20 protein-coding genes are annotated in these 26,900 nt (G+C 70.1%); 10 read left to right on the top strand and 10 right to left on the bottom strand.

Annotation, left to right across the window (positions count from 1 at the left end):
- The first annotated feature begins 765 nt into the window (after positions 1-765).
- From boxB to Q0741_RS15450, 3 genes are all read left to right on the top strand, one after another.
- Positions 766-2,253, top strand: coding sequence for a benzoyl-CoA 2,3-epoxidase subunit BoxB (boxB, locus tag Q0741_RS15440; protein WP_298234102.1), 1,488 nt, complete (start codon positions 766-768; stop codon positions 2,251-2,253).
- Between the two features lie 463 nt (positions 2,254-2,716).
- Positions 2,717-3,253 (top strand): host attachment protein, encoded by a 537-nt coding sequence (locus tag Q0741_RS15445; protein ID WP_298234103.1) that lies wholly within the window; start codon positions 2,717-2,719, stop codon positions 3,251-3,253.
- A gap of 246 nt (positions 3,254-3,499) precedes the next feature.
- Positions 3,500-4,447 carry an NYN domain-containing protein gene (locus Q0741_RS15450; RefSeq protein ID WP_298234104.1) on the top strand — a complete coding sequence of 316 codons (948 nt, stop codon included), beginning with the start codon at positions 3,500-3,502 and terminating at the stop codon, positions 4,445-4,447.
- Between the two features lie 224 nt (positions 4,448-4,671).
- On the opposite strand, the gene Q0741_RS15455 is transcribed toward Q0741_RS15450, so the two are convergent.
- Positions 4,672-5,823: a CynX/NimT family MFS transporter gene (locus tag Q0741_RS15455; RefSeq protein ID WP_298234105.1), complete on the bottom strand. Its 1,152-nt coding sequence runs from the start codon at positions 5,821-5,823 to the stop codon at positions 4,672-4,674.
- A gap of 502 nt (positions 5,824-6,325) precedes the next feature.
- On the opposite strand from Q0741_RS15455, the gene Q0741_RS15460 reads away from it, so the two are divergent.
- Together Q0741_RS15460 and Q0741_RS15465 are read left to right on the top strand one after the other, a co-directional pair.
- Entirely contained in the window at positions 6,326-7,339 is a 1,014-nt protein-coding gene (locus Q0741_RS15460) for a GGDEF domain-containing protein (protein WP_298234106.1), read from the top strand.
- Between the two features lie 95 nt (positions 7,340-7,434).
- Positions 7,435-8,772, top strand: a complete 1,338-nt coding sequence (locus Q0741_RS15465) for a ferric reductase-like transmembrane domain-containing protein (RefSeq protein ID WP_298234107.1) — start codon at positions 7,435-7,437, stop codon at positions 8,770-8,772.
- 10 nt (positions 8,773-8,782) lie between these two features.
- On the opposite strand, the gene Q0741_RS15470 is transcribed toward Q0741_RS15465, so the two are convergent.
- Positions 8,783-11,470 (bottom strand): PAS domain-containing protein, encoded by a 2,688-nt coding sequence (locus Q0741_RS15470; RefSeq protein WP_298234108.1) that lies wholly within the window; start codon positions 11,468-11,470, stop codon positions 8,783-8,785.
- A 150-nt stretch (positions 11,471-11,620) separates the two neighbouring features.
- On the opposite strand from Q0741_RS15470, the gene Q0741_RS15475 reads away from it, so the two are divergent.
- The 3 genes from Q0741_RS15475 (at position 11,621) to Q0741_RS15485 (ending at position 14,282) form a co-directional block, all read left to right on the top strand.
- Entirely contained in the window at positions 11,621-12,568 is a 948-nt protein-coding gene (locus Q0741_RS15475; protein WP_298234109.1) for a pseudouridine-5'-phosphate glycosidase, read from the top strand.
- Positions 12,569-12,714: 146 nt separating this feature from the next.
- Positions 12,715-13,485 (top strand): gamma-glutamyl-gamma-aminobutyrate hydrolase family protein, encoded by a 771-nt coding sequence (locus Q0741_RS15480; RefSeq protein WP_298234110.1) that lies wholly within the window; start codon positions 12,715-12,717, stop codon positions 13,483-13,485.
- The gene (locus tag Q0741_RS15485; protein WP_298234111.1) at positions 13,482-14,282 is read left to right on the top strand and encodes a gamma-glutamyl-gamma-aminobutyrate hydrolase family protein; all 801 of its coding nucleotides are present in this window, start codon (positions 13,482-13,484) and stop codon (positions 14,280-14,282) included. Before Q0741_RS15480 ends, Q0741_RS15485 begins: the two co-directional genes overlap by 4 nt.
- A gap of 96 nt (positions 14,283-14,378) precedes the next feature.
- Here Q0741_RS15485 and Q0741_RS15490 read toward each other — a convergent pair whose 3' ends face one another.
- From Q0741_RS15490 to rarD, 6 genes are all read right to left on the bottom strand, one after another.
- Positions 14,379-15,176, bottom strand: coding sequence for a DUF6351 family protein (locus tag Q0741_RS15490; protein WP_298234121.1), 798 nt, complete (start codon positions 15,174-15,176; stop codon positions 14,379-14,381).
- Positions 15,173-16,186 (bottom strand): DUF6351 family protein, encoded by a 1,014-nt coding sequence (locus Q0741_RS15495; RefSeq protein ID WP_298234112.1) that lies wholly within the window; start codon positions 16,184-16,186, stop codon positions 15,173-15,175. Before Q0741_RS15495 ends, Q0741_RS15490 begins: the two co-directional genes overlap by 4 nt.
- 304 nt (positions 16,187-16,490) lie before the next feature.
- Entirely contained in the window at positions 16,491-17,579 is a 1,089-nt protein-coding gene (locus tag Q0741_RS15500; RefSeq protein ID WP_298234113.1) for a hypothetical protein, read from the bottom strand.
- A gap of 183 nt (positions 17,580-17,762) precedes the next feature.
- Positions 17,763-18,686: a hypothetical protein gene (locus tag Q0741_RS15505; protein WP_298234114.1), complete on the bottom strand. Its 924-nt coding sequence runs from the start codon at positions 18,684-18,686 to the stop codon at positions 17,763-17,765.
- A gap of 354 nt (positions 18,687-19,040) precedes the next feature.
- Positions 19,041-19,640, bottom strand: a complete 600-nt coding sequence (wrbA, locus tag Q0741_RS15510) for an NAD(P)H:quinone oxidoreductase (protein WP_298234115.1) — start codon at positions 19,638-19,640, stop codon at positions 19,041-19,043.
- A gap of 161 nt (positions 19,641-19,801) precedes the next feature.
- Positions 19,802-20,686: an EamA family transporter RarD gene (gene rarD / locus Q0741_RS15515; protein ID WP_298234116.1), complete on the bottom strand. Its 885-nt coding sequence runs from the start codon at positions 20,684-20,686 to the stop codon at positions 19,802-19,804.
- Between the two features lie 89 nt (positions 20,687-20,775).
- Here rarD and Q0741_RS15520 point away from each other — a divergent pair, with 89 nt between their 5' ends.
- Entirely contained in the window at positions 20,776-21,165 is a 390-nt protein-coding gene (locus Q0741_RS15520; RefSeq protein ID WP_298234117.1) for a cytochrome c family protein, read from the top strand.
- Between the two features lie 21 nt (positions 21,166-21,186).
- On the opposite strand, the gene Q0741_RS15525 is transcribed toward Q0741_RS15520, so the two are convergent.
- A complete protein-coding gene (locus Q0741_RS15525; RefSeq protein WP_298234118.1) occupies positions 21,187-23,997 on the bottom strand; it encodes a cation-transporting P-type ATPase in 2,811 nt (936 codons plus the stop codon).
- Between the two features lie 126 nt (positions 23,998-24,123).
- A complete protein-coding gene (locus tag Q0741_RS15530; protein WP_298234119.1) occupies positions 24,124-25,974 on the bottom strand; it encodes a glycoside hydrolase family 15 protein in 1,851 nt (616 codons plus the stop codon).
- Between the two features lie 273 nt (positions 25,975-26,247).
- Here Q0741_RS15530 and pedF point away from each other — a divergent pair, with 273 nt between their 5' ends.
- Positions 26,248-26,730 carry a cytochrome c-550 PedF gene (pedF, locus tag Q0741_RS15535; RefSeq protein ID WP_298234120.1) on the top strand — a complete coding sequence of 161 codons (483 nt, stop codon included), beginning with the start codon at positions 26,248-26,250 and terminating at the stop codon, positions 26,728-26,730.
- The last annotated feature ends 170 nt before the right edge of the window (positions 26,731-26,900 follow it).

Below are 26,900 nucleotides of genomic sequence, written 5' to 3' on the forward strand. Positions count from 1 at the left end.
TCAGCCACCCTTCCGAACGCCCACGCTTATCGGCTGTATGTTTTTAAAGAGCTTCAACCTTTGATTCACCTCAACCAAACCGCGCCGCGGTACCCCGCGCCATTCGCTTGCTTCGGTTCGCTGCGTCGTTCAGCGAAGAATTGAATTCTGACATAAGGGAAAACCCTAGTCAACTGCCGGGCTATTTTGCAACCACCTTGCGTCGCGTTTGCGACAAGCTTTGCCGGCTTCGCTCCGCCTGCCGCGCCAATTCCATGCGCGACCTCCGGACCCGCCCACCAAAAGCCTTGGCCGAGTCGCCGGCCCCAATTGGAACCGACCACACCGAATTCAAGACCCCGGAAGGAGAAAACTCGCTCTAATTTCGCACCGCCGGCTTTTGCGCCGGCCCTGCAATCTCAAGCTCGTTTGCGAGGGTGCGAAGTATACGCACTTGCGGGGGAGTACGCAAGCGCGGGATGGACAAAATTCAACAAGCCTTTCCGCGGCGACGCACAGCAGTTCCTTCCAAGAGCGCCACCCTGCCCCGTTGGTGACCCCCTGGACGCGGATCTCTGGCGCCCCAGCTCACTCACGGCTACGTTCATGCATTTTAGTGCAGCCTGTAACGCAATCCAGTCGTTACCGCACCGACGTAACGCTGAAATCGAAGCGCGCCAAACACTGACGCAGATCAAAAATCACACTGGTTTACGCACAATACTTCACGTTGCTGAGCAGACATGCATTGTTCTGCCGGCCACAGTACACGTCAGGAGACAGCCCATGAGTACCGACAGCTTGGTCGAAGCCCCCGAGTCCGTCCGCAGCGACGCCTTCGTGGAGGTGAACTACGCCGACCTCATTCCGAACAACGTCGATCTGGCCTCGGACCGGCAGTTGCAGCGCGCGCTGGAGGCGTGGCAGCCCAACTACGTCGACTGGTGGAAGGAGATGGGGCCAGAGGGCTTTCAGGAGGCGGACGTCTACCTGCGCACTGCCGTGGGCGTGGACCCGGCCGGCTGGGCCAAGTTCGGCTACGTGAAGATGCCCGAGTACCGCTGGGGCATCCTGCTGGCGCCCAAGGTGGAAGGCCGCACCATCCCCTGCGGGCGCCACAAGGGCCAGCCCGCCTGGCAGGAAGTCCCGGGCGAGTACCGCTCGCTGCTGCGCCGCCTGATCGTCGTGCAGGCCGACACCGAGCCCGCCTCCGTGGAGCAGCAGCGCTACCTGGGCGCCACGGCACCATCCCTCTACGACATGCGCAACCTGTTCCAGGTCAACGTCGAGGAAGGCCGCCACCTGTGGGCCATGGTGTATTTGCTGGTGAAGTACTTCGGCCGCGACGGCCGCGACGAGGCGCAGGCGCTGCTGGAGCGCCGCAGTGGGCAGCAGGACAACCCGCGCATCCTGGGCGCCTTCAACGAGAAGACGCCGGACTGGCTGTCCTTCTTCATGTTCACCTATTTCACCGACCGCGACGGGAAGATGCAGCTCGCCGCGCTGGCCGAAAGCGGCTTCGACCCGCTCTCGCGCAGCTGCCGCTTCATGCTGACCGAGGAGGCGCACCACCTCTTCGTCGGCGAGACCGGCGTGGGCCGCACCATCGAGGCCACCTGCGCCGCGATGAAGAAGGCCGGCATCACCGATCCCCACGACACCGAGGCCATCCGCAAGCTGGGCGTGGTGGACCTGCCGCTGCTGCAGCGCAAGGCCAATTTCCACATGTCCGTGACGCGTGATCTGTTCGGCTCGGAGATCTCCAGCAACGCCGCCGAGGCCTTCAGCGCCGGGCTCAAGGGGCGCTTCAACGAGACGCAGATCGCCGACGACCACCAACTGCAGGACGCCACCTACCCGGTGATGCGCGTGGTGGATGGCGAGATCGTCACCGAGCAGGTACCGGCGCTGCGCGCCATCAACAGCCGCCTGCTGGACGACTACATCGCCGACTGCCAGGGCGGCATCGACCGCTGGAATCGCATCATCGAGAAGGCCGGCATCGACTTCCGCCTCACGCAGCCGCACAAGGGCTTCAACCGCCGCATCGGCGAGTTCGCCGGCCAGCACGTCAGCCCCGCCGGCGAGGTGCTGGGCGCGCAAGCGTGGGCGGCACGGAAGGACGAGTGGCTGCCCAACGCGGAAGACCTGCAATTCATCGCCTCGCTGATGCAGCCCTGCCACGGCAGCGGCGAGTACGCCAGCTGGATCGCGCCGCCGCGCATGGGCATCAACAAGCAGCCGGTGGACTACGAGTACGTCAAGATTGCTTGAGGCAACGCCTCGGCGGCGTCAGGCGGCGGCCGGCGCACCGGCCTGCGCCGCCCTCACAACAGCCAGATCAGGCCCAGCACCACGGCCGTGCCCAGCAGCGACACCAGGATCGAGCCCAGGCAGCCGAGCTTGTTGGAAAAGAAGATGAACACGGCGGCACTCCCGGCAGCTTGAGCGAAGCCCTGGCGCCAGGCGGGCGGCGCGTGGAGAGGGCCAGTCGCGGATGGCTGCGCCAGAGCAAGGCGCACGCCTTGTTCCACGGCAATGCTCCAGCCTGAAACAGGCTACCCTGCACTTCAGGCTATTTCTGCACCCCGGTGCGGCAATGAATGCAATCCCGCGTCCACGCGGAAGCTGCGTCGTGGGCGGCGTGCCGAGGCGCCAGGGCGGACGCACGCCGCGAAGTGCCGGTTGAAAGGCTGGCAAGCGCCTTGCACATGGGAATCAGGATGGTGAAACCGCGATGAATACCGACCTGATCTTGATTGCCAACGCCAGCGAGGCCCGGCTGCTGACGCGCTCGACCGAGGATGCCGACCTGGTGGTGCTCGACACCGTGCTGCGCACCGCGAACCTGCCCCCGGCCGAGGCCCGCCGCCCCCGGACGAACCGGCTCGTCTTCGAGGAAGGCGAGCTGCGCGTGGAGCGCGCGTCCGCCGGGCCGCTGGACCCGCTGCGCCGGCGCATGCGCCAGTTCGCCGCCGTGGTGGCACGCCGCTTCGAGCGGGAGCTGTCCGAGCACCGCTTCGACCGCGTGGTGCTGTGCGCCGCCTGTCCCTTCCTCAGCGAGCTCATGCGCCAGCTCAGCCCGGCGCTGAAGAAGACGCTGCGGGCGGTGGTCGATGCCGACATCTCCGATCTGGCGCTGCCCGAGGCCACGCGCCGTATCGAGCAGGCGCTCGACAGCGCGGACCAGGCCTTGCGGCAGGGCGAGGCACCGCACCGCCACGCCCGGCCGCCGCGCGGCACGGCGCGGCTGCTGGCCAGTGCGGCGGCCTGAAGCCCGGCCTTCGGCGTGCCGCGGCATGTTCTTGCGGTGCGGGACCCGGTGCCTGCTCCGGGCCGGCGGCTCGGCCGCCGCATCGCCCGTGTCCGTGCAGCAATGACCACCCACGGTCACCTATGCGACATGGCTGCCAGCCTGCCCCGTGTCACTTGGCGCACAATGCGCGACCCGTCCGCGGCCTTGAAGCCAAGGCCGCGGATTCTTTTAAACCCTTAACCCATTGTCCCAATAACTTTCTTCATGTTCGCCAACACTCAGAAACTCTCGCGCATCGGCATTTTCTACGACGGCAACTATTTCCGGCGCGTCAGCAATTTCTACTCCAATTCCCACCCGCGCAGAGCCAGAATCAGCATCGAGGGGCTGCACAATTTCATCCGGGCCCGCGTAGCCCGCGAAGAAGAAACCGATATCAAATTCACGCAGATCGTTGACGCCCATTATTTCAAGGGCCGTTTCAAGGCCCGCGAGGCCGAGGAGCGCGACATCCTGTACCAGGAGCGCTCCTTCGAGGACGTGCTGATGTACGAGGGCGTCACCACCCACTTCCTGCCCAAGGGCCGCGACGGCGAGAAAGGCATCGACGTCTGGCTGGCGCTGGAAGCCTTCGAGATGGCGATCTACAAGCGCTTCGACGTGCTGGCGCTGATCGCGGCGGACGGCGACTTCCTGCCGCTGGTGCGCAAGCTCAACACCCTGGGCACGCGCGTGATGGTGCTGGGCTGGGATTTCTCCTTCACCGACAACAACGGCATCCTGCGCGAAACCCGCACCTCGCAGATGCTGCTCAACGAGGTCACCTACCCGGTGCGCATGGACGAGGTGATCGACGATCCGGCCCATGAAAACAACCCGATCGTGAACGCCTTGTTCCACCGCCCCGAATATCGGCCCGCGCCGGTCTTCTCACCCGCACCCACGCCCGCGCCGGTGGTCAGCGCCATGCCTGCGGTGCAGCCGGAAATCGGCGCCATCCAGCACGGTCGTATTGCCAATCTCAAGGAAACCTACGGCTTCATCACGCCGGATACCGGCGGGGACAATATCTTCTTCCCCTTCAGCTCGCTGCCTCCGGGCGACGCCCAGAAACTCCGCCAGGGCATGCGCGTGTCCTTCGAATACACCATGGGCGACCGCGGGCCGATCGCGCCCAAGGTTTGGATCCTGGTGAACCAGGACGCGGTGTAATACAGGTCCGACCAAGTTCCCGAACGCCGAACGCCCGTTCGTGCTGACCCTTCGATACCTCGGGGCAGGGTGCACCCTGCGGCGCATCGAAGTACGAATGGGCGCGGCGGCCCGCCGCGCAGTTGAGGCCGTTCATCCTTGAAATCTCAGGACGAATGGAATGCGGGTTTGAAAACTGCAGGGGACCCGTATAAGCCATCCCGGCGGGCCGTTCGGCGCGGCGCTCACAGCCGCCGCGCCAAGCGCCACGCCAGCAACAGCCCCGCCGAAGCCAGCGCGCCCGTGGCGGCCCAGGTCCAGTGCCAGCCGCCCACTCGCGTCGCCAGCCAGGACACCAGCGGCGGCCCGGCGAACTGGCCCAGCGCAGACCACTGCTGCACCCAGCCCACCGTGGTGGACACGGCCTGCTCGTTGGGCGCCAGCCGCACGGCCAGCGAGAACAGCGCCGCCGGGATCACCCCGCCCACCATCGAGAACAACAGCACCGCCACGTAGCGCAAGGCCGGCGGCAGGCCCGCGTCGGCCGGCCCGGCAAAGGCGGCCCCGGCTGTCAGCGCCATCACCACGAAGCCCAGCACCAGCAGCCGCGTGGGCGCCACGCCGCGCTGCAGCGCCCGGCCCGAGGCGATGTTGCCCACCATGTTCACCGCCGCCACCAGCGCCGTGAGCACGCCGGCCAGGCCCGCCGGCACGCCGGAGTGCGCGTAGATCGCAGGCAGGAAGCCCACCACCGCCAGCCACTGGCTCGAATAGGCCGCGAAGGTCGCCGCCACCAGCCAGGGTCCGGCGCTGCCGAGCGTGTGCCGCAGCCGGCCCCACAAGGCCTGCAAACCCGCGGACGGCCCCGCCGGCGCCAGCGCCGGGACGGCGCGCGTGAGCCACCAGGCCATCGCCGCCGAGGCTGCCGCCACCATGAGCCACCAGCCGCGCCAGCCCAGCGCGGCAATGAGCGCCGGCCCGCTCAGCAGCGCCAGCGCCGTGCCCAGCGGCATGTAGGTGCCCCACAAGCCCAGCACCGCGTTCACGCGCTGCGGCGGCACCAACTGGCGCAGCAGCCCGGGCCCGGGCAGCACCGCCAGCAGGAATCCCAGCCCTTCCACGGCCCGCAGCGCCAGCAGTGGCACGGCCCCGTCCACCAGGGCCCCCAGCGCACTGGCCAGCGCCAGGATGCCCAGCCCCAGCGCCATGCTGCGCCGCAGCCCCAGGCCGTCCGCCAGCGCGCCGAAGGCGCAGCCCGCGGCCATGCCGGCCAGTTGCACCAGCGACAACAGGAAGCCCGCCTGCACCAGCGTCAGCCCCAGCGCCTGCTGTAGCGCGGGAATCGCCGGCGGCAGCTTGCCCACGTGCAGCGCGGCGCACACGCCGGCCAGGAGCACGACGCTTTCGGGGGCGAGGCGGGCGCGGGATCGGATGGAGGCGGGGGCAGAGGCGGGGGTAAAGCTCATCGGGCCATTGTGCAAGGCCGTTGCTCCGGCCCCGGCGGCCCGACTCAGCCGCGGAACCGCCCGGGAAGCCGTCCCGGACGGAGACCCCGGGGCAAAAGCTTCCCGGGAGCGGACGTTGCTCATGGAGCCCGATCCTGCTCCAGCACAAGTTCTTCACTGTGTAGAGCAAGCGTGGGAGGCAGGGGTCCGGCCGGATTTCCCGTCAACGACGGACCAGCGTCCCGCCCTCCCGCCCGGCAGCGGCGGCGGGGGACCGCAACGGGCGGGGATGCCGCGTGCAATATGACGCGTTCCGTTCGCGGACGGCCCGCAGCCGGCGCATTGGGGCCGCGGCGGCATGCGGACAATCGGATGCGAAGTCACTGAAGTACCCGATCCAATACCAATGGCGAATGCAACCGTGGCCACAGGCTGAACACGCGATGGATGGGACATGCCTTCTCTGGTGAGCCGCCTGGCCGAGCTCACGCGCCACCGCGATCGCGAGCAGACCGACGCGATGCTGGCCGACACGCTGCAGCAGCTGCTGCAGCCGCGGCTGTTGGCGCTGCACCGCAGCGTGGGCGAGCCGCCCCACGCCCGCTGGCTGACCGGCGTGAGCCGCGGTGACTGCGGGCCGCACTTCCGGCGCCCGGCGGACTTCGAGCAGTTGCCGTTGCTGGCCAGCCGCCCCGACTGGCTGGAATGCCTGCACAGCCGCCAGCCCCTGGAGCGGCCGGGCACGCCCGTGGTGACGCTGTTCCCGCTGCTGGCCAACGGGCAGGCCGTGGCGGTGCTGGAGCTGCACGGCCCGCCGCTGCTGGGCCACATCACCGGCCGCACCGTGGAAGCCGTGTTGCAGCTCTACGGCAACTTCCTGGCGCTGCTGGATTACGGCGAGCGCGACGCGCTCACCGGGCTGCTCAACCGCAAGACTTTCGACGACGCCGTGATGCAGGCGCTGCTGCAGCCGCCCAGCCCGTCCGTGCGGCACGGCGACCCGCGCAACCCCAGCACCGCGCGCTACTGGCTCGCGATCCTGGACATCGACCACTTCAAGCACGTCAACGACACCTTCGGCCACCTCATCGGCGACGAGGTGCTGTTGCTGCTGGCCGGGATCATGCGGTCGTGCTTCCGCAGCGGTGACCGGCTCTTCCGCTTCGGCGGCGAGGAGTTCGTGGTGCTGCTGAGCGCACCCGACGAAAGCGGCGCGACCGCAGCGCTGCAACGGCTGCGCGCCGCGGTCGAGCGCTTCGAGTTTCCGCAGGTCGGCCGCGTCACGCTGAGCATCGGCTTCACGGTGCTGCGCGACACCGACACGCCGACCGATGCCGTGGACCGCGCCGACCGCGCGCTCTACCAGGCCAAGTCCACCGGCCGCAACCGCGTGGTGGGCCCCACCGGCATGGCTCAGGCGGGCATGCCCGACGAGCCCACGCACCGCGGCGAGGTGGATCTGTTCTGAAGCCGGCGCGGCGGGCCGCGCCTTCAGAATGGCTCTTGCGCACCTTTCCCCACCTCCTGCGCGGCGCCGGCCGCGCGGCGTGACAGCCTGACCTGATGAACCGCATCAAAGCTTCTCTGGCCGCCATCCTGGCGGCGCTGGCCGCTGCATGGCTGCTGGCCGATTCGCTGTGGCCGCAACCCTTCGGCTACTTCCCTTTCCGCACCGTCTTCATGCAGCTCAGCGGCGTCATCGCCCTGGGCGCGATGAGCGTGGCGATGCTGCTCGCCCTGCGCCCGAAGTGGCTGGAGCCGTACCTGGACGGGCTGGACAAGCTCTATCGCCTGCACAAGTGGCTGGGCATCACGGCGCTGGTGGCCTCGGTGCTGCACTGGTGGATGGGGCAAGGCACGAAATGGATGGTCGGATGGGGCTGGCTGGTGCGCCCGCCACGCGGCCCGCGCCCAGACCCCTCGCAGTTGGGCGCCATCGAGGGCTGGCTGCGCAGCCAGCGCGGCCTGGCCGAGCAGCTGGGCGAATGGGCCTTCTACGCCGCGGCGCTGCTGATGGTGCTGGCGCTGGTGAAGCGCTTCCCCTACCACCTGTTCCGCAAGACGCACAAGTGGCTGGCCGTGACGTACCTGGTGTTCGCCTACCACGGGCTGGTGCTGGTGAAGTTCCCGTACTGGCGCCAGCCGGTGGGCTGGCTGATGGCGGTGCTGATGCTGGGCGGCGCCGTGGCCGCGGTGCTGGTGCTGGCCGGGCGCGTGGGCGCCGGGCGCAAGGTGGCGGGGGTGATCGACGCGCTCACCTACCACCCCGCGCTGCGCGTGCTGGAGTCGCGCGTGGCGCTGCAGCCCGGCTGGCCGGGCCACGCGGCCGGGCAGTTCGCCTTCGCGACCTCCGACCCGCGCGAAGGCGCGCACCCCTACACCATCGCCTCGGCCTGGGACCCGCATGAGCGCCACATCACCTTCATCACCAAGGCGCTGGGCGACCACACCGGGCGGCTGCACGAGCGGCTGAAGGTCGGCATGCCGGTCACGGTGGAGGGTCCCTACGGCTGCTTCGATTTCGAGGACGCGCAGCCGCGGCAGGTCTGGATCGGCGCGGGCATCGGCATCACGCCCTTCGTCGCGCGCATGAAGCAGCTGTCGGCGCAAGGCCGGCGCGTGGAGATCGACCTGTTCCATCCCACGGCGGTTTACGAGCCGGCCGCCATCGAGAAGCTGCAGGCCGACGCGCGCGCCGCGGGCGTGCGGCTGCACGTCCTGGTGGACGGGCGCGACGGCCGCCTCGACGGCGAGCGGCTGCGCGCCGCGGTGCCGCAGTGGCGAGAGGCCAGCGTGTGGTTCTGCGGCCCGCCCGCCTTCGGCCAGGCGCTGCGCAGGGATCTGCTCGCGCAGGGACTGCCGGCGCAGCATTTCCATCAGGAGCTGTTCCAGATGCGGTGAGACGGGGCACTCACCCCCCGGACCCCAGCAGCTCATCCAGCCGCTGCAGGAACTCGGACACGTCCAGCGGCTTGGTCCAGAAGTCCATGAACCCCGCCGCCCGGGCGCGCCGCACGTTCTCGGGCATCGCATCGGCGGACACGGCGATGCAGCGCAGGTGGCGGGTCGCCTCGTCGGCCTGCAGTTGCCGCAGCACCTCGTAGCCCGTCATGTCGGGCAGGTTCAAATCGGTGAGCACCAGGTCGGGCCGCAGTTGGCGCGCCAGCGCCAGGCCGCCGCGGCCATCCACGGCCTCGTGCAGCGTGCAGCCCGGGCGCAGCGCCAGGATGTGCCGCACCAGCAGCGCATTCACCGGGTCGTCCTCGATGTAGAGCACCGTGGAGGCAACGGCCGCTGCCTCGGCCGCCGGGGCGGCCGGCTCCCGGGCCGGCGGCACGGCGTCGCCGGGCCGCACGGTGTCGCCGGCCGCGGGCAGCTCCAGCGTGAACACGCTGCCGCCGCCCTCGCGCCGCGCCGCGCGCAGGTCGCCGTGCATGAGCTGCGCCAAGCCCTTGGCAATCACCAGCCCCAGCCCTGCGCCCTCGATGTCGGTGCGCTCGGCACCGAGCCGGTTGAAGGGCTGGAACAGGTGCGCGAGCTGGGCGTCACTGAGCCCAAGGCCCGAGTCCTCCACGACGAGTTGCACGGCGCCGGGCAGGGTGCGGGAGGACAGCCGCACCCAGCCGCCGCGCACGTTGTACTTGACGGCGTTGGACACCAGGTTCAGCAGCACTTGGTGCAGCCGCAACCGGTCGGCCCGCACGGCCGGCGCGTCGGCCGCCACCTCGTCGAGCAGCCGCACGCCGGCCGCCGCGGCCTGGGGCTCCACGCCGTGGAGGCTGCGCCGCACCACCTCGTGCAGTGCCACCGGCTCCAGCGTCAGCGCGGTGCTGCCGGACTCGATGCCGGCCAGGTCCAGGATCTCGTTGATCATCGCCAGCAAATGCTCGCTGGCGCCGCGCACCTTGTGCAGCCGCTCGGCCTGCGCTCCGGCCAGCGGCGCCTCGGCGTCCATCGCCATCATCTGCGCGAAGCCCAGGATGGCGTTGAGCGGCGTGCGCAGCTCGTGGCTGATGCGGGCCAGGAAGCGGGTCTTGGCCTCGCTGGCCTGCTCCGCGGCCAGCCGCGCCGCGCGCTCGCGCTGCGCCTGCTCGCGCTCGGTGACGTCGCGGAAATACACCGTGATGCCGCCCTCCTCCGACGGGTAGGCCGTGACTTCGAACAGCCGGTCCATCGGCTCGTAGCGCTGTTCGAAACGCACCATGGTGCCGGTGTCCATGCAGTGCTCGTACTCGCGCTGGAAGCGCGAGCCCACCGCCTCGGGGAAGGCCTCCCACACGTTGCGGCCCAGCAGTTCCTCGCGCGGGCGCGACAGATACGCCTCGGCCTGCCGGTTCATGTAGGTGAAGCGCCAACCGGCATCGAGCGAAAAGATGCCGTCGGTGATGCTCTCCATCGTGGCGCCGAGGCGCGCGGCCAGGGCACGCGCTTCCTGCTCCAGCCGCTTGTTGTCATCGATGTCGATGGAGGAGCCGTACCAGGCGATGGTGCCGGCCGCGTCGATCTCCACCGGCAGGGCGCGGATGAGGTGCCAGCGCCAGGCGCCATCGGCTCGGCGCATCCGGTATTCGAGCTCCAGAGGCTCCAGCCTGGCGCAAGCCCGGCTCCATGCCGCCACCACCGCGTCCCGGTCATAGGGATGCACCAGGTTGAACCAGCCCCGCGGGATCAGCTGGTCCACCGGCACGCCGGCGTAGCGCCCCAGCAGCGAGGAGGCGTAATCCAGCACACCGTCGCGCCGCGCGGTCCAGACGACGATGGGCATGGACTCGGCCAGCAGCCGCCACTTCTGCAGTTGCACGTGCTGCTGCGTGTTGTCGCGGAAGTACACCGCCAGGCCCTCGTCGGTCGGATAGGCGGTGATGTCGTACCAGCGCTGCTGCGGCGGGTAGTGATAGTCCAGGCGGCGCGAGGCGCCGTCGGCGACGGCCTCGCGGTAGGCCCGCTCCAGCTCGGAGCCGGCCACGGCCGGGAAGGCCTCCCACACCGTGCGGCCCACCACGTCGGTGCGTGCCCGGCCGAGCAACTGCTCCGCCGCGGCGTTGAAGTACTGAAAGCGCCAGTCGCGGTCGAGCAGGTAGAAGGCGTCGCTCATGCGCTCGAAGGTGGCTTCCAGGTGGCGCCCCACTCGGCTGGCCGCCTCCACCGCTTCGACGTGCTCGGTGATGTCCTGGAAGATGCCCTGCACCCGCACGATGTCCCCGGCCGCGTCACGCACGGCGTTGCCGACGGAGCGCGTCCACATCACGTCGCCCCGGCGGGTGGAGAGCTGCAGCACCAGGTCGTAAGGCGTGCCCTCCCGGCAGCAGCGCGTGAAGGCTTCGGTGAGGGTGCGCTGCTCTGGTGCCGAGAACAGTGCGAGCACCTGGGCCGGCGTGGGCGTCTCGTGGGGCTCGAAGCCCAGGATGCGCAGGTACTGCGCGTCGCCGTGCAGCGCCTGGCGGCGCAGGTCGAACTCCCAGGAACCCAGGCGCCCGGTTTCGCAGGCCAGGCTCAGCCGCTGCGCCAGACGCAGCAGTTCCTCGTACGCCGGCGCGGGCGGTGTGCCCGGCGGAGGCGGCGGGTGAGGGTCCGGCAGGTGGCGGGTGTCGTCGTTCATGCGTGTACCAGCGTCATCCGTGAAGTAGGGCGGCCGGATTCTGCGTCCGAGCGCAGGAGCAGCCGATGCGCCCGGGCGCCGCGCCGCCGCGGCGGCCGGCCCGCAGCGCTGCGGCACACTGCGACGCCCCGCAACGAAACCGCCCCAAGCATGGACATGGACATCGCCCGCTCCTGGCTCAGCTTCAGCCCGGCCGTCGCCGCCGCCCGCGCCGCCGGGCGTCCGCTGGTGGCGCTGGAATCGACCATCGTCGCCCACGGCATGCCGTACCCGGAGAACGTGCGCACGGCGCGCGAGGTGGAGGCCGTGGTGCGGGCCCAGGACGCGGAGCCCGCGACCATCGCGCTGATGGACGGCCGCATCCGCATCGGGCTGGCGGACGAGGAGTTGGAGCTGCTGGGCCGCTCGGGCCAGGCCCACAAGGTCAGCCGCCGCGACCTGCCGGCCGTGCTGGCCAGCGGCGAGCTGGGCGCCACCACGGTGTCGGCCACCATGATCTGCGCGCGGCTCGCGGGCATCGAGGTGTTCGTGACCGGCGGCATCGGCGGGGTGCACCGCGGCGCGGCGCGGAGCTTCGACATCTCGGCCGACTTGCAGGAGCTGGCGCGCACCTCGGTGGCGGTGGTCTGCGCCGGGGCCAAGTCGATCCTGGACATCGGCCTGACGCTGGAGTACCTGGAGACGCACGGCGTGCCGGTGCTGGCCTGCGAGCAGGAGGACTTCGCCGCCTTCTACACGCGCGACAGCGGCTTCAAGGCCGACCGCCGCGTGGACGACCCGGAAGCGCAGGCGCGGCTGATCCGTACCAAGTGGGACCTCGGCCTGGCCGGCGGCGTGGTGCTGAGCGTGCCGGTGCCGGCGGACGCGGGCCTGCCGCGGGAGGAGATCGACGCGCTGATCGAGCAGGCGCTGGCCGAAGCCGATGCGCAGGGCGTCACGGGCAAGGAGGTGACGCCCTTCCTGCTGGCGCGCATCAAGGCGCTCACCGGCGGGCGCAGCCTCGCGGCCAACATCGCGCTGGTGAAGCACAACGCGGAGGTGGGGGCGCGGCTGGCGGTGGCGCTGGCGAAGACGGGACACGGGGCCGGCGGGGTTTGATCGTCTTTCGAGACGCCGCAGGTCCAAGCATCCGGACCTGACGCGGCGGTGCACCGCCGCTGCGGCCCCTCTATCGGCGCCGTCCTACAGCACCTTGCGGCGTCGCTCCCTCGTGCAGGCACCACCCCGGTCGCAGCATCGGCCGCATGAGCGCCAACAAACCCCTGGTGTGGCTGCCGGCCTGTCACCGCAACCTGGACCTTTCCGACCCGGGCGGCTACACCGTCCTGGCCGACCGCTATGCCGCGGCCGTGTGCGAGCTGGGCCTGCAGCCGGTGTTGTTTCCGATGGCCGGCGCCGGGGACGTCCCGGAGCTGCTGCCGCTGGTGGACGGCGTGCTGCTGACCGGCTCGCCCTCGAACGTGGAGGCCACGCACTTCGGCGCGTCCGCGCTGGAGACGGACCTGCTCGATCCGCGCCGCGACCGGCTGACCATGGCGCTGGTGCGCGCGGCGGTGGGCACCGGCACGCCGCTGTTCGGCGTCTGCCGCGGGCTGCAGGAGATGAACGTGGCGCTGGGCGGCAGCCTCTACCAGCAGGTGCATGCCGAGCCCGAGCACCTGGACCACCGCGAGCCGCAGGATGTGGACCTGGAGGCGCAGTTCGCCGAGCGGCACGAGGTGATCCTGGCGCCCGGCAGCGCCTTCGCGGACTGGGCCGGCGGCACGCGCGCGCGGGTGAACTCGCTGCACGGCCAGGGCATCAAGCGGCTGGGCACCGGCATGGTGGCCGAGGCGCTGGCGCCGGACGGGCTGGTCGAGGGCGTGCGCGTGGCCACCGCCCAGGCCTTCGCCTATGGCGTGCAGTGGCACCCGGAGTGGCGCCACAACCACATCCCCTTCTACCGGCGCACGCTGCAGGCCTTTGCCGACGCCTGCCGCGAGCACTGCCGCCAGCGCCTGGGGCCTTGCCGATGACGCAGGCGCCGCAAACCCTGGACGCGCAGCGCGTGCCCTGCGTGTGGGTCGTGGCCAGCCACCGCGAGCTGGGCAACGAGCATGGACATCCGCAGCCCTACACCGTGATGGACGAGGTGGGCACGCGCACGCTGATCAACCGCGGGCTGCAACCGGTGTGCTTCCCGCGCGTGCCGGCCGGGCGGCTGCCGCTGATGCTGGACCGGGTGCAGGGCGTGCTGCTGGGCGGCTCGGCCACCAACGTGCACCCGAGCCACTACGCGGAGGAGCCGCTGCGCGAGGGCATGGACTTCGACCAGGCGCGCGAGGCGGTGACGCTGCCGCTGATCCGGCTGTGCATCGAGCGCGGCGTGCCGCTGATCGCCTTCTGCCGCGGCTCGCACGAGTTCAACGTCGCCCTGGGCGGCAGCCTGCACCAGGACCTGCAGGCCCTCGGCGGCCCGGTGGTGCACTGGGAGGACCCGCAGGAGCCGCTGGCCGAGCAGTACGCCGAGCGCCACGAAGTCAGCCTGGCGCCCGGCGGCGAGCTGGAGCGCCTGACCGGCTGCTCGCGCTTTGCCGTGAGCTCGCTGCACTCGCAGGGCGTCAAGCGCCTGGCGCCGGGGCTGGTGGCCGAGGCACACGCCGACGACGGGCTGGTGGAGGCCTTCCGCTGGCACGACGCACGGCAGTTCGCCTGGGGTTTCCAGTTCCATCCCGAGTGGGGCCACCAACAGCACCCGCGCTACGGAAAGATCATGGAAGCCTTCGTGGAGGCGTGCTGGGAGCGGTTGCGTGCGGAAGCGCCCGCCCAGTGAGGCGCACCGGGCCTCGTGCTCAAGACCGGCAGCTGGCCCGGCCAGCGGACACGCGGGCGGACCCGCCAGCCGCGAAGCCGCCAAGCCTGCCGCGGCTCAGGGCCGGGCCTGATCCTTCCGGCCGTAGTCGCAAACGCCCTGCGGGAAGGTGCGCTTGAGCCTCGCCACGGCGGCGGCATCGGGCTTCCACGGCGCATAGGTGCCGTCCGCCACCGCCGTGTCCACGCTCTTGAGCGCGCAACGGAAGACATCGTCCTCGTAGGGCGCGCCGGCCACCCGCGAGGTGCCGAACATCGGGAAGGCCCGCGTGCATGCGCCCGGGGGCTTGTCGTCGATGACGCCGTTCCAGACATCGGGACCCGCATGCATCAAGCGTCCGTTGACGTCGAAGCAACTGTCCACCGCGCGCGCCGGGCGGTTCTGCGCCACCGTCCGGTCCGGGTTGGCGCGGATGTTGGCCATCCACTTGTCCATCACCGCCAGCGCCTGCAGGCCCTGGCTCACCCTCGGCACGCCGGGGCGCGTGTCGGTGAACCAGATCACCAGGTGCCCGGTCGTGCCCATCTCCCGCAGCACGCGCTTGCGCGCCACGAAACTCTGGCGCGCGTCGTGCATGTCGAGCTGGCGCTCCCGGTACTGGCGGTGATCGATGGTCGGCAGCGCCATGCGCCCGCTGAACACCATGCCGGAGGCGTGGGCGGCACGCATCGCGATCGGGTTGCCCACGGTGCGTGGCGCCGGCTTGTCGGCGGTCCAGCCCAGCCTCATGTTGCGCCGGCTCCACGGGTCGAACAGCGCCGGGTTGTCGAGCACCATCGCCGCGGTGATGCCGTCCAGCACCGGGAAGCCTTCCTGCACCATGTCCTTCGGCTTCTTCCAGCCACCGACCTTCAGTACTGCTGGACCGCACCACCCGAGCCGCCGACGCCCACCGTGTACAGCGGCCGGCCATAGCGCTCGATGAAGCGCTCCTTGACCATCATCGTGGTCTCGCCGCCGAGTTGCAGGTTGTAATGGGTGCGGGTGTTGTTGCCGCTGCTGGCCACGATGGCATGGCCCTGGCTCAGCAACTCCGGCAGCATCGCGTCGTTGGGCATCCAGCCCTGGGTGTGGCCGAGCCCCACGCCGCCCTGGAAGACATACACCAGGCGCCCGTTCCACAGCCGCGTGTCGGGACTGGGCGGGTTCTCGCCGCGCGGCGCGAGCATCGCGAAGCTGTAGAGGAAGCGGTTGATCGTGCCGCGCTCCTGGCGTACCACGAAGTCCACCTTGCGGCCGTCGGCCAGGGTGATGCGGGTCATGTCCGCGGGCCTCGTGCCATTGGCCGGCAGCGGCCTCCAGCGGTTGCCCGCGGCGCGGTACCAGTACGTGGTGAAGGACTGGATCGAGCAGTCCCTGCTGTAGCCGATCTTGTTGCCTTTCGCATCGAACACCGGGAAGCCCGGCGGCGTGGCGGCGTCGACCATCGGCTGGCGCTTGACCTGGTGGACGGTGCAGACGAAGGGGGCCTGCTTCGGACCGGAGAACATCGGCCCGCTGATCGGATGGTTGACCAGCGTGAGCGACGCCAGCGCGGCAGTGCTGCCCGCCTGCCTCAGCACCAGCCGGTTCTGGCCGTTGACCAGGCCGGTCACCACGCCTTCGAGGCGGTCGCCGTTGGCGCTCAACTGTGGTCGGGTCTTCTTGCCGTTGATCCAGACCTCGATCTGGTCGTGGAGGGCTCGTGGCGCGCGCAACTCGACGCGGGCATCGCCGCCCGACACGTACTGCGCCGGGCTGGACAGCACGCGCAGCGCGAACCGGTCGTCGGCGAGGCTGGCGCTCGCCTCCCGCGGCGCCTGGCGGCCTTCGGCCACCGGTTCGCCCGGCGAGCCCCCGCCACAGGCCGCAACGATCAGGGGCAAGGGGGCCCAGGCCGCAAGCAATCTCAGGCGCGTCATGGCTGTCCCCCATGGATTCAGGACACCACGGCGCCTCGTGCGCCGCGGCTGGATGCCGAACCAGCGGCAGCCTGCGACGCCCGCTCGTTCAGCGAGCCTCACGACCATGTTGGAGAGGGCTCACTGACTGCGGCTTCGCACGGCCTCGCCTCCCTGCAGCCGGGACAATGGCGGCAAGGGCTGTGCCCGGATCGCGCGCATCCGCCGTTTCGGCTCGCCCCTGCGCTTGCAAGCCGGCGAGCCCGGCGCTTAAAGGTTGAGGACGCGCCTACTTCTTCGGAACGAGCATGAAGGCCTCGGTCGCGTTGCTCGAATAGTTCGGGCCCATGTACCGCCCCGTGCCAACGATCACGCCGGCGTCATTGATGGCCCACGCGTCGCCCAGCCGATACCAGCCGCCGATCGCCGGCACGTAGCCCGGGCTCAGGAAGGCCGTGGTCTGGCCCTGGTCGAGCCACAGGGTGGCGCCGTTGCGCGGGTCGGCGCCCTGGTCGAAGCTGTAGCCAACCACCTGTCCCTTGTTGTTGAGGCTCAGCCCGGCCGTGGGGAAGTTGTAGGGCGACGAGAACAGCGTGTACTGGCCGTTGGCGTAGAGGAAGGCGCGGCGGCCCCAGAGATAGTTGGCGGCCGGGTACACGACGCCGGTGATGACGCCCTGGTCATTGATCGCGGACGGCACCACGCACTCGTAACCCGGCGGCGTGGGCAGCAGCTGCGGGCTCTTGCCGCGCAGGTACATCACCCCCTGACGCACGCCGATGCCGTTGAGCACGACCTCCCGGAAGCCCACGATGTCGCCGCGCTCGTTCAGGCCGGTGGCCTGGGCGGCGTAGCCGCCCCAGGTGCCCAGGTCCACGAACAGGTGGTCCCGCTGCCAGTACATCGCATGCGAGGCCCCGGGCGCGGCCTCGGACCAGCCCACGATCTCCGAGCGGTTGTTGATGGCCGCGGCGTAGCTGTGGCCCCCGCCCAGCGAGGCCAGGGTTTCCAGCGTGTCGTTACGCCAGCGAAACGCCTGGGTGAAGCTGCCCTGCCTGAACCAGCCGACCGTTTCCAGCCGGGCATTGACGCCCCGTGCCTCGCCAGGACCGTCGGTGTAAATGGGTTTCGGCACCTGGTTGGGCAGGAACAGCGCCGGGCGGTAGCCGCCGTCGATACTGAAACTGACCAACCCGGCAGCCATGCGGTTGGAACTGAGCGCAAAAGCCTCGCTGCGACCGCCCTGGAAAGTGCCCAGCCGCAGTACCTCGTAGCTCGGCGGGCTGGAGGCCGCCACCTGGACAGCACCGGTGGCGGCCCGCGCGCCCGGCAGGAATCCGGCCGCCACCAGGGACAACGTGAATTGCCTTCTTTTCATGATCCCTCGCATGAGAATTTGAAACGCGCGATATATGCGCGCCACCGCAGGGTAGCGGCCCTTGCCCTATATCCTTAGCCCCGAGGTGGGCCATTGATTTTCCTGGCCTGAATGAGTTTGGCAGTTCACGGCGTCCAGGGCACTGCTTCAACGAGTGGGTTGGGTGGAAGGAAATTCGACCGCCTATTTCCGGGGAATGAGCATGAACGCCTCGATACTGTGGCGCCCATTTGGCAGCCCGAAGAAACCGGTGCCGACGATCACGCTGCCTTCGTTGATGGCGTTGCCCTGCTCCAGTGCCTTCCAGCCGGCCGCGAGCACCTCAGGCCGACCGTCCAGGCTGAAGGCCGTCTTGCCGGCGTTGAACCACATGAGGGCCCGGTTGCGCGGGTCGGCCCCCTGGTCGAACTTGAAGCCAACCACCTCGCGGCGGTTGTTGATGCCCAAACCGGCGGTGGGCTGGTTGCTCGACAGCGGCATCAGCGTGTAGCGGTTGTCGGCGTAGATGAACGCCACCCGGCCGAACAGGAAGTCGAGGGCCGGGTACATGTAACCGGCCACGTCGCCGTGCTCGTTGACGGCGGTGGGCACCACGCTTTCGTAGCCGGGCAGGCGCGGCATCAGCCGGGGCGCCTTGCCGCAGATCCAGCGCACGCCCTGCCGCACCCCGACGCCATCGACCACCACCTCGCGGAAACCCACGATGTCGCCGCGCTCGTTGATCGCGGTGGCCCGTGCGCCGTAGCCGCCCCAGGTGCCCAGATCGATGAGTTTTTCGCCCCACCAGAGCACCGCATGCGCGGCCCCGGGCGCGGCCTCGGAGAAGCCCACGATTTCCGAGCGGTTGTTGATGCCGGTGGCTTCACTGTGGCCACCGCCCAGCGAGGGCAGCGGGCGCGGCGGCTCATGGCGCCAGTGGAAGGCCTGCGTGACGCTGCCCTCCCGGTACCAGCCCACGACCTCGACGCGGGCGTTGATGCCGGTGGCCTCGCCGGGGCCGCCGGTGTGGATCAGCCTGGGCGCCTGGCCGGGAATGAACAAGGCTGGACGGTAAATACCGTCTATATCAAAACCCACCCGGCCGGCCGCCTTGCCGTTAGCATTCACGGCAAAGGCCTCGCTGGACCCGCCCTGGTATGTCCCGAGCCGCAGCACTTTATAAGTCGGGAATTTGAATGGCTTTTGGCCGGCCCAGCCGCGCCCAAGGGATTCATCGGCGGCATGGCCCGTTTTGATCAGGCCCAAGGTCGCCAGGGAAATGGTGAATGAACGGCGTTTCATGAAGCCTCCTCGCCGACGGGATCAATTTCGCAACCGCGAAGTCCAGCGTAGCGAGGCAAAGCCGTCATTTCACCCCTGAATCCTTGGACGGCTTGCTTCTCCTTTGACAAATCGCAATTTTCGGAGATGAGGCCAAACCGGCCGCCGGCTCCACTGCATGCCGGCGGGCGGGGGCGGTCGTCAACCGAACAGCTTGGCTGCCGTCCTGGCCACCAGCTCGCCCTGGAAGCGGGCGCCATCGAGCTCGGTCTGCGAGGGCTGGCGCGAGCCGTCGCCGCCGGCGATGGTGGTGGCGCCGTAGGGCGCGCCACCCACGACCTCGTCGAGCTTCATCTGGCCCTGGAAGCTGTAGGGCAGCCCCACCACCACCATGCCGAAGTGCAGCAGGTTGGTGATGACGGAAAACAGCGTCGTCTCCTGTCCGCCGTGCTGCGTGGCGGTGGAGGTGAAGGCCGCGCCCACCTTGCCGTTGAGCGCGCCGCGCGCCCACAGGCCGCCGGTCTGGTCCAGGAAGGCCGCCATCTGCGAGGCCATGCGCCCGTAGCGCGTGGGGGTGCCCACGATGATGGCGTCGTACTGCTCCAGCTCGGCCACGGTGGCCACGGGCGCGTCCTGGTCCAGCTTGAAACCGGCCTTGCGGCCGATCTCCTCCGGCACCGTCTCGGGCACGCGCTTGAGCTCCACCGTCGCGCCGGCGCCGCGCGCGCCTTCGGCCATGGCCTGCGCCATGCGCTCGATGTGTCCGTAACTGGAGTAGTAGAGAACGAGAACCTTGGCCATCTGCAGCACTCCTTCAGAAGGATGCGCGGGCAACGCCGCCCGCGGGTTGTCAGCGCCGCCCCGGTGGGCAGGCTCCGCTGCAGTGTGGTGCCCGAAGCAAGCCCGTGTGCCGGGCGGTTTTTGACGCCTGCGTTCGAAGCCGTCGAATGCGCCGCCCGGGCTCAGGCCTGCGCCGCCACGCGCCGACGCGTGACCCACAGGCCTTCGAGGCTGTAGAGCGCCAGCGCGGCCCAGATCAGCATGAAGCCGGCCAGGCGCTCGGCCTGGAAGGGCTCGTGGAACACCCAGATGCCGATGGCCATCTGCAGCGTGGGCCCGATGTACTGCAGCAACCCCAGCGTGGCCAGCGGGATGAGCCGCGCGCCAGCGGCGAACAGCAGCAGCGGCACGGCCGTCACGGGGCCGGCGGCCAGCAGCCAGCCCACCGTGGCGGCATCGGCATGCGCCAGCGCGCTGTCGCCGTGCAGCGTCCACAGCAGCAGCGCCGGCACCGCCAGGGGCGCCAGCAGCAGCGTCTCCGCCGCCAGGCCTTCCAGCGCGCCCAGCGGCGCGGTCTTGCGCATCAGCCCGTACAGGCCGAAGGTGCCAGCCAGCAGCAGCGCGATCCAGGGCAGCTGCCCGGCCTGCCACGTCAGCCACGCCACGCCCAACCCCGCGAGCGCGACGGCGCCCCACTGCATCGGCCGCAGCCGCTCGTGCAGAAACGCGAAGCCCAGCAGCACGTACACCAGCGGGTTGATGAAGTAACCAAGGCTGGCGTCGATGACGTGGCCGTGGTTGACGGCCCAGACATAGACCAGCCAGTTGCCCGACAGCAGCAGCGCGCTGAGCAGCAGCAGCATCAGCTGCCGCGGCTGGCGCAGCACCGGCCACAGCGCGCCGAAGCGCCGCATCGCGGCCAGCACCAGCAACACGAACACCAGGGACCAGACGGTCCGGTGCAGCACGATCTCCATCGAGGAAACGGCCGACACCTGGTGGAAATACAAGGGGAACAGGCCCCAGGCCACATAGGCCAGGGCCGCATAGACAACACCGACATTCATCCGAGGGGATTCTAGGCAGGGCATGCTGGTTATCCCGGAGCCAGGGCCATCCGGCCCGGCCTGTGCCTCCCACGCCACCCGCCTCCCACATGCCTTCCCGCGCCGTCCGTCCCCTGAGCCTCCTGTGTGCCCTGGCCCTGGGGGGATCGCCCTGCGCGGCACCGGCGGCGGGCAACGCGGACGCCGGCCAGCGCGCCTTCAAGCGCTGCGCCTCCTGCCACCAGGTGGGGCCCAGCGCGCGCGGCGGCTTCGGCCCGCATCTCAACGCCCTGTTCGGCCGCCAGGCCGGCGCCACGCCGGATTTCAGTTACTCCGCGGCGATGAAGGCTTCCGGCATCGTCTGGACCGAAGCCACGCTGCGCGCCTTCCTCAAGGCGCCCGACGCCACCGTGCCGGGCAACAAGATGCGCTTCTGGGGCCTGAGCAATGACGGCCAGATCGACGACCTGCTGGCCTACCTGCGCCGGTTCCAGCCCTGAGCCGCCATCACGGCGGCCGGGTCAGGCCAGCGCGCCCACGCGGCGCAGCAGCGCCTTCTCCAGCTCCAGCACCACCAGCAGCGCCACGCCCACCGCCACGATGCGCAGGCCAGCGTCCAGCGACAGCGCCTCGGTGTGGAACAGCGCCTGCATGAACGGCGCGTAGGTGAACAGCAGCTGCAGCCCGAACACCCCGGCCACGGCCACCAACACCCGCGGCGTGCCGCGCACGCCTTGCACGGTGAAGGAGCGCGCCTTCAGGTAGCGCACGCTGAACAGGTAGAACACCTCCATGCACACCAGCGTGTTGACGGCCGCCGTGCGGGCCGCTTCCACGCCGGCGCCCTGTGCCAGCATCCACTCGAACATGCCGAAGACGCCGGCCAGGAACAGCGCCGACACCAGCACGATGCGCCAGACCAGGAAGCGCGACAGCAGCGGCTCGCCCACTGGCCGCGGCGGGCGGCGCATCACGTCGGCCTCGGTCGGCTCGAAGGCCAGCACCATGGCCAGCGCCACCGAGCTGACCATGTTCACCCACAGCACCTGCGCCGGCAGGATCGGCAGCGCCACGCCCAGCAACACCGCCAGCAGCAGCGTCAACGACTCGCCGCCGTTGATGGGCAGCAGAAAGGCGACGGTCTTCTTGAGATTGTCGTAGACCGTGCGCCCCTCCTCCACCGCGTGCGCGATGGAGGCGAAGTTGTCGTCGGCCAGCACCATCGCGCCGGCCTGCTTGGCCGCCTCGGTGCCCTTCATGCCCATGGCCACGCCCACGTCGGCCTGCTTGAGCGCCGGCGCGTCGTTGACGCCGTCACCGGTCATGGCCACGACCTCGCCGCTGGCCTGCAGCGCGCGCACCAGGCGCAACTTGTGCTCGGGGCTGGCGCGGGCGAAGACACGGGTGTCGGCCACGGCGCGGCGCAGCGCCGTGTCGTCCATGGCCTCGATCTCCGGGCCGGTGATCGCCTTCAGTCCCTCGCCCATGCCGAGCTGGGCCGCGATGGCGCTGGCCGTCACGCCATGGTCGCCGGTGATCATCACCACGCGGATGCCGGCCTCGGCGCAGTGCGCCACGGCGAGCTTGGCCTCCTCGCGCGGCGGGTCGATGATGGCCACCAGGCCCAGCAGCGTCAGCCCGCGCGCGATGTCGGCATGGTCCAGCGCCTCCCGCTCCGGCTCGAAGGTGCGCCACGCCAGCGCCAGCACGCGCCGGCCCGCGCGGGCCTGGGCCTCGATCCGCGCCTGCCACCAGGCCGCATCCAGCGGCTCTTCCTGCCCCCGCTCGCCCAGTTGCCGTTCGCACATCGCCAACACCCGCTCGGGCGCGCCCTTGACGAAGGCCTCGGCCGGCGCGCCGCCGCCCTCGCCGGCATGTAGCGTCGCCATGTAGCGGTACTCGGACTCGAAGGGAATCACCTCCAGCCGCGGCCTCTCGACGCGCAGCTCGGCCGGATTCAGCCCCGCCTTCATGGCCAGCGTCAGCAGCGCGCCCTCCGTGGGGTCGCCGGCCACCGTCCAGCGGCCCTCGCTCTCATGCACGCTGGCGTCGTTGCACAGCGCCGCCGCCACCGCCAGGCGCGCGGCGGCCGGCACGCGCTCGCGCAGGCGCACCGGGTCCAGCGCCTCGCCCGCCAGCTTGATCGCGCCCCGCGGCGCGTAGCCCCCGCCCTCGACTTCCAGCACCTGGCCGGCGCAGATGAGCTGCTGCACCGTCATCTCGTTGCGCGTGAGGGTGCCGGTCTTGTCCGAGCAGATGGTCGTTACCGAGCCGAGCGCCTCGACCGCGGGCAGCCGCCGGATGACGGCGTGGCGGCGCGCCATGCGCTGCACGCCGATGGCCAGCGTGATGGTCAGGATCGCGGGCAGCCCCTCGGGAATGGCGGCCACGGCCAGGCCGACGGCGGCCATGAAGGTGTCGCCCACCGGCATGCCGCGCACCAGCGTGCCGAAGCCGAACATCAGGACCGCGACGCCCAGGATCACAAAGGTGAGCTGCCGGCTGAAGGCGCTCATCTTCTGCAGCAGCGGCGTGGTGCCCTCCTCGACGCCGGCCAGCATGCGGCCGATGCGGCCGATCTCGGTGTCGGCGCCCGTGGCCACGACCACCGCGCGCGCCTGGCCCTGGGTGAGCAGCGTGCCGGCGTAGCCCATGCACTGGCGGTCGCCGATGGCCGCGTCGGCCGCCACCGGCTCGGTGCGCTTGTCCACCGGGACCGACTCGCCGGTGAGCGCGGACTCGTCGATGCGGCAACCATGGGCCCGCAGCAGCCGCACGTCGGCGGGCAGGCTGTCGCCCGAGGCCAGCAGGATGACGTCGCCAACGACCAGGTCGGCCGCCGCGAGGTCGTGCTGGCGTCCGTCGCGCAGCACCACCGCATGCGGCGAGAGCAGGTGGCGGATGGCCTGCAGCGCCTTCTCGGCCTTGCCCTCCTGCACGAAGCCGATGACGGCATTGAGCAGCACCACGGCCAGGATCACGGCGCTGTCCACCCAGTGCCCCATCAGGCCTGTGACCAGCGCCGAAGCCATCAGGATCTGCAGCAGCAGGTTGTTGAACTGCCGCGCCAGGCGCTGCAGCACACCGACAGGCTGGGCTTCGGGCAGGCGGTTGGGCCCGTGCTGCCGCAGGCGCCGCGCGGCCTCGGCTTGGCTCAGGCCGTGCGGGCCGGCCTCCAGCGCCGAGAGCACGGCCTCGGCGTCGGCGGCATGCCAGGCACGGGCCTGCGCACCCGCGCTGGAAGCAGCGGGCACGCCCGTCGGCGGGCCGTCGCCCGGTGATGTGGCACCGGGAGGTGCGCCCGTAACGGCGTCCATCTCGGTCAAATGCATGAATCTCTCTCCTTCGCCCCGGGCGTTTCGATGCGTGATTAGAAGCGCGCGGCGAAGTTTCGGCCCTCCGCGACCGGGTTGAGCTGGATCAACGCCGGGTGCGAACCCCGGCGCCGCGGTGGGGCCTCAGCCGCCGAAACCGCGGGCCCAGGCCGTTGGCCCTTCCTCGATGGCCCGGTTCAGCGCGTGGGCGGCGCTGATCAGCGCCAAGTGCGTCAGCGCCTGCGGGAAGTTGCCCAGCTGCGCCCCGCTGGGACCCAGCTCCTCGGCGTAGAGGCCGAGGTGATTGGAGTAGGTGAGCATCTTCTCGAACAGCAGCCGCGCCTCGTCCACGCGCCCGCAGCGCGCCAGGCATTCGACGTACCAGAAGGAGCAGGGCGTGAAGGCGCCTTCCTGGCCCTGCAGCCCGTCGATGTTGAGCTGGCCGTCGCCGCCGTCGGTGGTGGAGTAGCGCGCCACCAGGCCGTCGATGGCCAGCTCGTGGCGAATCGCCTCCAGCGTGGAGAGCCAGCGCGGGTCGGTCGGGCTGATGAACTGCACCATGGGCATGAGCAGCGCCACGGCGTCCAGCGTGTCGCCACCGCGGTACTGCACGAAGGCCTGCTTCTGCGGGTGCCAGAACTCGTTGAAGATCTGCGAGGCGATGGCGTCGCGCGTCTCGTACCACTGCCGCAGCGGCGCCGGGCGCGCGAAGCGGCGCGACATGCGCAGCGCACGATCCAGCGCCACCCAGCTCAGCAGCCGGCCGGAGAGGAAGTCGCGCCGTCCGCCGCGCATCTCCCAGATGCCTTCCTCCGGCTGGTTCCAATGCTCACACCACCAGTCGATGCGCCGCGACAGCCCCTGCCAGACGTCCACGGAGGCCGGCACGCCGTGGATGTCGGCCATGTAGATGGCGTCCACCAGCTCGCCCAGCACGTCCAGCTGCAGCTGGCCCGCTGCCGCGTTGCCCACGCGCACCGGACGCGAGCCGCGGTAGCCCGCCAGGTGCGTGAGCTCGACCTCCTCGCCCACGTGGCGGCCGTCCACCGCGTAGAGGATTTGCGGCGGCTCGCCGGCGAGCTGGTCCAGCATGCGTTCGTGCGCCCAGCCGATGAAGGCCTCCGCCTCGCCGGTGTAGCCCAGCCGCATGAGCGCGTAGACGGTGAAGGCCGCGTCGCGGATCCAGCAGTAGCGGTAGTCCCAGTTGCGCTCGCCGCCCACGTGCTCGGGCAGCCCGAAGGTGGCGGCACCGATGATGGCGCCGTGGTCGGCCGAGGACAGCAGTTTCAGGATCAGCGCCGAGCGCTGCACGATCTCGCGCCAGCGACCGCGGTAGCTGGAGCGTTCGCTCCAGCCGCGCCAGAAGGCCATGGTCTCCTGGAAGGAGCTTTCGACGAAGGCGTCCAGCGGGCCCTCGCTGGGCCGCTCGTTGACGCACTCCAGCACCAGCGCGGCCTGCTCGCCCGGACCCAGCTCGATGAGGACCTGCACGTCGCCGTCCTGCACCGTCAGCCCCACGCTGCTGCGCAGGCGCAGCGGGCCGCGTACCGATGCGGCGTCGAAAACGGCCATGCGACCGCCATCCAGCAGTTGCGCCGGCAGCATCGTGCGCGCGTAGTCGAAGCGCGGCGCGCACGTCACGCGCAACGACAGCCGCCCGCGCACGCACTGGATGCGCCGCACCAGCGCGCTGCGCGGCTGTCCCGTGGCCGACAGCGGCATGTAGTCCGTGACCTCCGCCATGCCGAGCTGCGACATGAAGCGTGTAACCAGCACGTTGGTATCGGGCAGGTACATCTGGCGTGTGCGCATGTCCGCGTCCACCGGGCGGATCGAGAAGCTGCCCCCACGGTCCGGATCCAGCAGTGACAGGAACACGCTGGGCGAGTCGAAGCGCGGGAAGCAGAAGAAGCTGACGGTGGCGTCGTTGCCGATGAGGGCGGCCGTCCGCAGGTTGCCGACGACGCCGTGGGATTCGATGTCCGGGTAGCGCACGAGGACGGCGGGGCAAGCCTTGTTCCATCGCCGCCAGGCTGGACATCGCGCCGGCCGCGTGGGCTGCTCCCGCCCCGCCGGGCCTGTTCCAGACGGCGGCAGCGATGTCTCATTTCTCAACAGCAGGCGCTTTGGATGCCGGGCAACAGGCGTGGGAATGCCAGTGCGTGCACCGTATGAACCCCAATGCGGGACAGGAAACACGCACCGGACGGGTTGATGGCACAGGCCTTGCGGAAAGGCGCGCCGTTCATTCCAACCGAGGAGACATCCATGTCCAAGCGTTCCCTCGCTCAATTTCCCGCGCGTCTGACGGCGCTGATGGCTGGCCTGCTGGTGGCTGGCGCCGCCCTGGCCCATGGCGACGTCACGCCGCAGGCCGTTGACACCAAGGAGCTGCCGTCGCTGGGCGACGACTGGCGCGACCAGAACCCGTTCCGCGGCAACGACACGGCCATCAAGATCGGCTCCTCGGCCTACAACCAGAACTGCGCCCGCTGCCACGGCCTGGAGGCCATCTCCGGCGGCATCGCGCCGGACCTGCGCAAGCTCGACAACGAGTGCGCCACGCAGAAGATCGAGAACAAGAAGGCGGCCTGCGTGAAGGACGTGGACGACTACTTCCTCAACACCGTGCGCCGCGGCCGCACCCGCAACGGCGCCGTGTACATGCCGCCCTTCGAGGGCACGCTGAACCAGGAGGCGATCTGGTCGATCAAGGCCTACCTGGAAACCCGCCGCGAGAAGCCGTTGTAAAGGCATGGCCGCGGGCCCGATCGGCCCGCCGCTGACGAGCCACCCTTCGGCACTCGGCGCCGTGCCGAAGGGTGGCTTGTTTCAAAGGAGAGATCCCATGCTGATCGGAGTGCCGCTGGAGACGGCGGCGGGAGAAACCCGGGTCGCGGTCACGCCGGAGACCGCGAAGA

Source organism: uncultured Azohydromonas sp., from assembly GCF_937926365.1.
Classification (GTDB): Bacteria; Pseudomonadota; Gammaproteobacteria; order Burkholderiales; family Burkholderiaceae_C; genus Azohydromonas.